This window comes from Flagellimonas lutimaris (genome assembly GCF_051494225.1).
In the GTDB taxonomy this organism is placed as follows: domain Bacteria; phylum Bacteroidota; class Bacteroidia; order Flavobacteriales; family Flavobacteriaceae; genus Flagellimonas; species Flagellimonas lutimaris_A.
In genome coordinates, this window is record NZ_JBNPYE010000036.1 from 1 (window position 1) to 336 (window position 336).

Below are 336 nucleotides of genomic sequence, written 5' to 3' on the forward strand. Positions count from 1 at the left end.
AAGGTGTGTCGTTGATGGTCACGGTGAAGTTGCTCTCCGCGGAGCAGTTCGGTGTGGTGCCCGTCTCGTTGTAGACGTAGACGGTCATGGTGCTGTCCACCTCGTAGCCCACGGGCAGTGGGTTGCCTCCTCCGTTGGGGGCGTCGAAATAGTTGCCGTCCGTGAGTGCGGGCAGGATGTAGGAGTCACATGCGGTGACGTCCGCTGGGGCGTCCACCAAAGGTGTGTCGTTGATGGTCACGGTGAAGTTGCTCTCCGCGGAGCAGTTCGGTGTGGTGCCCGTCTCGTTGTAGACGTAGACGGTCATGGTGCTGTCCACCTCGTAGCCCACGGGCA

General features: G+C 61.3%; 1 protein-coding gene. It reads right to left on the reverse strand.

The genetic code is table 11. The features are described 5' to 3' along the window. Positions 1 to 336 (reverse strand): hypothetical protein (locus tag ACQQ5U_RS19430; RefSeq protein WP_437400124.1); only part of this gene is annotated, 336 nt, incomplete at both ends.